Source organism: Streptomyces sp. NPDC057654, assembly GCF_042800135.1.
GTDB lineage: Bacteria > Actinomycetota > Actinomycetes > Streptomycetales > Streptomycetaceae > Streptomyces.
This window is the reverse complement of record NZ_JBHVHQ010000521.1, coordinates 1-6,053: the sequence shown is the minus strand read 5'-3', so window position 1 is coordinate 6,053 and position 6,053 is coordinate 1. Positions and strand designations below refer to the sequence as shown.

Below are 6,053 nucleotides of genomic sequence, written 5' to 3'. Positions count from 1 at the left end.
ACAGCCGGGAGCTGGGCACGTATGTCGCGCTCGGCATGGTCCAGGACGGGATCGCGGCTCGCACTGGCGTGGCTCGGCCGTGGTTCTCCGGGCCGCTGCGGGGCGGGGGTTCCGGGAGGGAGAAGGAATTCACCTTCCCGATGGCCAAGGACGGCTTCGCTGACATCGGCGAATTTTTGAAGGATGTCGTGGCGGTGGGGCCCGACGGGGACACGTCCAAGCTGACGATCGAGATCAAAAATGTGTACACAGGACCGGACGGTGAATACCATCGGACGGTCGCGAGTGCGATCAAGGCCCGGCAGGGAAAGGGCCAGTCGATTCCGGATGATGTGGACCCGGAGGAGATCGATGGCTTTGTGCGGCAGGTCGCCATCCCTGAACCGATATTCGGCGTGGCCGGCACACTGCCTGGTGAGAACTACGCCGACCGGCATGAATTGTTCCGTCACGAACTCCAGCTGGAGCAGGCGTTCAACGGAATATCCGGTGAGGCGGGAAGCGCTCCCGGCATATCCCTCCAGGACTTCCTTCCGGAAGGCTGGACGCTCACGGAGGAAGGCGAGGGCTGGAAGATCGGGCCGCGGCCGATCGGGGACTGGCCGGGTTCGCACGACCACTTCAACGAGGGCGTGCGACCGAGTGTGGGACATTCTTTCCTGCGGTACGTGTACGAGAACACCTGGCGGGATCAGAGTCATGGTTACTACACGCGGGACCACCTGGGCGACGCGCTGAAGTTCGCCGATCTCGGTGCCGCCGGGCAGCTTGTCCGGGAAGCCCGCGGGGAGGACTTCGGTCCCGAGGAGATCTCGGACGCACTCGGGATGTTGGACGGCCTTCCCGATGCCGCCGTGCAGGCCCGCCGGTTCCACGACGCCGTCGTGTACGTGACGGCGGCCATGATGGTCAACGGCCGTCTCGGAAACGCGCTCTGGAAGGCCCATGCCGCAGTACTTCCGCGGCATGAACTCCATGAACTCTTCGAAGCGCTTCCGGAGCGTACGCAAAATGACTTGCAGGACTCCGCCGAGGAGCGGCTGAAGGACTTCGACCGGAGCATCCAGGCCAGGATTCCGGACGCAGCGGACCTCTACTACAAGCTAATGGGCCTGCGGAAACCTGCACCGGATGAGACCGTCCAGCCGCTGGACTACAATATGCCGGATTTCGCGGGCACCGTGGAGGATCTGCTCCGTACCGGCTTCGGTATCGCGGACGAACCCGTCAGTCTGGAAGAACAGATCGGCCTGACCAAATTTCCGGGGCTGGACGCCGGAAAGGCCGTGATGGAACTGCGCTCCATCGGCAAGCGGCACGTCACGGCGCGCGAGTCGCAGGCGTACGACCTGGCGCTATCGGCGAAGGTCCAGGAGCTGGAGCCCTGGGCGGAGCGCTTGGCGCATCCGGCCCCCGAGGATCTGGCCCTGAACGACGAGGCGCGTCGCTGGCTGCGGCTACCGGCCGACGCCCGGCGGAGCGCTCCGTGGACGGGCACGGGACCTCGTGACGGATTCGCGGTCACAACGTCCTCGTCGCAGTGGCCGGGAGGGCTGCGGCTGGGCAGTGGACCACTGCGGGGCGGGGCTTCTGGTGTTCAGGGGGGTGGTGGTCTTCCGGCGTTGCCCAGGGGGGATGAAGAGGGAAATCTTGCTGATTTGTATGAGGGGGGGGAGGACGGTGATTTCAGGGAGGTGGGGTGGGGCGATGTTCAGCGGATGGGCTGGTATGGGGATTTGCATCCGGAGCATCGGGAGCGTCTGGGGGCGGCTGGGTTCGCGATTATCGGGGATTTTTTGGAGGAGAGCCGTAATACGGTTGTCGCCGCTGTGGATGGTTCTGCGGGTCGGGAGGAAGCGCAGTTCTTGACGGATGCGCTGAAGCTGAGGGATAACCTCAGCGCGTATGACCCGGAGATGGTGCCTTTCATCGGAAGTCAGGTGCAGTCGGCTGAGGGTTTGACGCCTGTGTTGGTCCGGGGTCCGGTCAGTGAATTTGGTCGGCATGTGCCGTTTACTGAAATGCTGGTTCCGCATCCGGGGCCGTGGGCCAGGATGGGGGGTCCTGGTGGGCTGGCGGGTTCCATTGAGCATGTTCTGGGTCCTCGCAGCAAGGCGTTGATTCTCACGGATAATGAGATGAACGTGGGGGGGCAGGCGGCGGATCTTGTGAGGAATATCGAGGCCGTTAATGAGGCTCTTGGTGGTGAGCCTGGTTATATTCCGCTTGAGGTGGAGACCGTCGATGTGGGTTCTGCGATATCGCGGTCTGCGGCCCAGTCGGGCAGGGATCAGATCCTGCTGGGTGGGGTGCCGTTGTTGCTTCGGCATTCGGGTCCGTTCAAGGTGGTTACCGTCACCCGGGGGGCCGGTGACTGGAATGTGGGTGTTGGGCCGTCGTCGGGGCAGGGGCTGCGTGGGGGCGCGGTCGTGGGGGGAGCCGGCCGGCGTACTGAGGTTCATGTGAGTGGTGGGGGTGTGGGCCGGGAGGCCGGGCGTCTTGTTGTTACGCAGACGTCGGTTTCGGGGCCGGGGGAACCGTCGGCTTCCCGGCCGGTGGTGCAGAGGTATGAGATTGCGGCGGATGGCGCTGTGACGCGGCCTGATGGGCAGGTGCTGTATGGGCAGGGGTGGTTGAGGCAGGGGCTGGATTTCGTTCACGATCTGGGTGGTGTGCTGCGTGGGGGCAGCGGCGTGTTTGATTTCTCCGTGCCTGCGGTCGGCGATGAGCCGTTGTCGGTGGATTTGGCCGGGCCGTCGTATGTGTTGCGTGTGGTTCCGCCGCGTTATGAGCAGATCAGTGGCGGGGTTCGGCAGGCTGGTCTGGTGATGGTGCCGGAGGGGTCGGCTTCCGGGGCGGTTCCGGTGCGGATTCCGTGGCGTGTTGTGTGGGACGCGCCGGTCGGTGAGGGGGCCTTCCGCGGGTTCGGGGTCGGTGACCGGACGGAGCCCGCGGAGGACCCCGTCGCCGCCCGTCCCGAAGACCAGCACCAGAACCAGCAGCAGGCCGAGGTGGCGCCCGAGTCTCTTGCCGAGCCGGTCCCGGGTTCCATCGAGGACGCCATTGGCAGTGTCTTCGACGATCCGTCCGTGCCGGTGGATGTGGGTGTGTCGCCGTCTCCTCGGGTGGTGCGGCAGATGCCGCAGGAGGAGGCGTTGTGGGACGAGGTGAAGCAGGAACTGGTGCGCCTGAAGCACGGGCATCTGGATCCGCCCGAGTTGGAGGACTTGCGGGAGCTGCTCGCCAACCGGCCCTTCGGGTTCAAGCACGCCGACAGCCGGGAGCTGGGCACGTATGTCGCGCTCGGCATGGTCCAGGACGGGATCGCGGCTCGCACTGGCGTGGCTCGGCCGTGGTTCTCCGGGCCGTTGCGGGGCGGGGCGTCTGGCGGGTCGTGGGGTGCTGGGGGGTCGGGGCGTCCTGAGTTTTCCCGTCCTCCGTCGGTGTCGAGCGAGTGGTATTCGTCGGATGATGACAATGCGCTGGACGAGGAGGCTTTCCGGGAGGAGTATCAGCGGTTTGCGCGGGAGACTTCTTTTGTTCCGCAGCCTGCGGTTGGTTTTGGTGACAGTGTTTATGGGCCGCGGCCGGAGGATTTGCCGGTTGCGCGGATCGGGGATCTCGCGGGTGGTCCGGATGGGGGAGGCAGGGCTTTTCGGGTTGTTTACCGTGTGGATGTGGAGCCGTTGTTTCGGTGGGATTCGCGTCCGCCGGAGGTGATTTTTGGTGAGGGTTTCCGTCCGCATAATGATAAGCGTCCGGTGAGTCTTCGGTTCTATCAGGTTGATCATATTGAAACGGCGTTGGTGAGTACGTCGCGTGATGGTGTGTTCGGGGAGGAGGAGGGGGCTCTTCCTGCGTGGGCGGTGCAGAATGGTGTTGCGTATCGGTATCATGTTGATGCGCCGGGTGGGTATGATTTTATGGCGAGTCTTCCTCGGCATGCGTATCCGCCGCAGCAGGAGGTTGCTTTCTGGAAGGGTATTCGGCCTGAGTTTATTTCCAGGGTGACTGTTTTTGATGGTGCTGGAAATGTGGTGAGGGTTCAGTGGAATCCGGGTGCGTTTGCTGCGGCTGAGGTTGTGCGGGTGCGTCGGGGTGCGGGTCTTCGGCTGGATTCTGGTTCTGGTTCTGGTTCGGGTGGTGTGCCGACGGGTGAGTTGGGCCGGGAGGATCTTGGGTTTTTGGTGCCGGAGGTTCGGCGGGAGTTGGGGCGGTTGATGCCGGGGGTCCGGTATCAGCCTTCGCCGGATGAGGTGGCGCGGTTCCACGCGGGACTGGACGGCTGGGTTCTTCGGCAGCCGATGCGTGCTCGGGGTGAGGCGATCGCGCAGACCATTGTGAATGGTCAGCCGGTGCGGTTGCGTGGCGGGGCGTCCGGCGGGCCGCGGAGGGCGGTCGCCGAGATGCCTGTCGGACTGGTTCCCGAGGTGCGGCAGGGAATGCCGGCAGGGCCGTTCGTGGTGGAGCAGTCGGCGGAGCCGAGTTCGGGTCGGCGGTCGGCGCCGGTGCGCTATGCGATAGGCGCTGACGGCGATATCAGGCACCCCGACGGGCGCGTGCTGCACGCGCAGGGGTGGAACAGGCAGGGCCTGGACTTCGTGCACGACACCGGAGCGCGGTTGCACGCGGACACCGGTGAGATCGACTTCGCCGAGGCTCCGATCACGGACGACGTGCCGGCGCAGGACGCCGAAGCTCCGCCGTACGTGCTGCGCGCGGTGCCCCCCATGCAGGCGGTGGGCGACGAGCCCGCCGAGGCGGGGGGACTGTTCCTGGTGCCGGTTAAGGCGGATCTGGTCACGCCGGACCCGTCTATGCCGGCGGTGCGCCTGCCGTGGCCCGGCCTTCGGGCGGAGTCCGCGCACAACCCCGGTGGCCTCTCGGACGCCATCGACACCGTCTTCACCGACGTCGACTCCGCCGCTGCCTCGGACACCTCCCGGGAGGTGTCGTCGGAGCAGTCGACCCGACAGGCCCCGCAGCCCCTTCACACCGAGCAGCACGGGCGGACTCGACCGCCCGTTCAGCCGGGCGACGAGGAGAGCCATTTCGCGCCTCCGAGCCGGCGTCCGGGCGCCCCCGACCCGATCCGTGACTGGGAGCGGCTCTCCTCCGTTTCGGGCAGGCGGCGTTCCAATGAGTTGCGTGCGATTGACGACGCCGTACGGCGGCTGCCCGCGCATCCGGGGGAGCGGGATCTGCGGCGTGTGCTGTCCGCGGTGGACAACTGGCGTGCGGGGAAGTCGCGGTCCAGCCACCGCTGGGAAGTGGTGAGCCAGCTGCGGCAGGCGCTCAAGCGGCGGCTGGAGGAGTTCGGGTCGCGGCCGGCCGCCGAGGCGGATCCCTCCTCGCAGCGGGCCGCCGCGCCCGCGAACAGGAGTCAGTTGGTGCCGCTGGTTCCCGTTCCCGCGCGCCGGCCTGTGGTCAACGGCTATGGTCCGGCCGACGGTTTCGAGGCGGAACTGCGTGGCTTCATGGTGGTTCTGGCTCCTGGGGACGATCCTGCGGCGTACGGCGATGTTGTTTCGCTGCCGGGGCTGCTGACCATCACCTTGGACAAGTTCGGCGGGGTACCTGTCCTGGAGGTCGTCTCGGACCCGTCCCGCGGGTTGCAGGGCGGCATGGTCGACGGGCGGGCGGAGCGCGCTGATGTGTTCGCGGCTTTTGATCAGGTGCTGAAGATTCTCCGGGGGGTCACGCCGGAGCGGAGCATCAAGCTGGGTCGGCTTTTCCCCGCGTCGCTCGGTTATGTGGTCGATGAGCTCGCAGCCGATATGCAGGTCAAGATCAATCCGTACAGCACGAATCATATGCTGGTGCATCACACTGCGACGTCGCCGCTGAGTGAGCTCGTGGAGTACATCCGGCATGTGAAGGCGAATACCCAGACGAATGTTCCTCAGGTCCAGCAGGCTCGCGCTGACGCGGATGTGGCTATCGAGTTCGGCCGGAACGTCCGTGGTGCTTTTCGGTCCTGGGTCGATCAGAACCCGAATTTTGCCCCCTACTTGGCGGCATGGGACGCCGATGAGCTGCGTGGTGCGCTGACG

At 65.8% G+C, this 6,053-nt stretch carries 1 pseudogene; it reads left to right on the top strand.

Annotated features, from left to right (window positions below):
• Positions 1-140: 140 nt before the first annotated feature.
• Positions 141-6,053: pseudogene (locus tag ACFU99_RS29615) on the top strand (hypothetical protein); the annotation flags it as partial.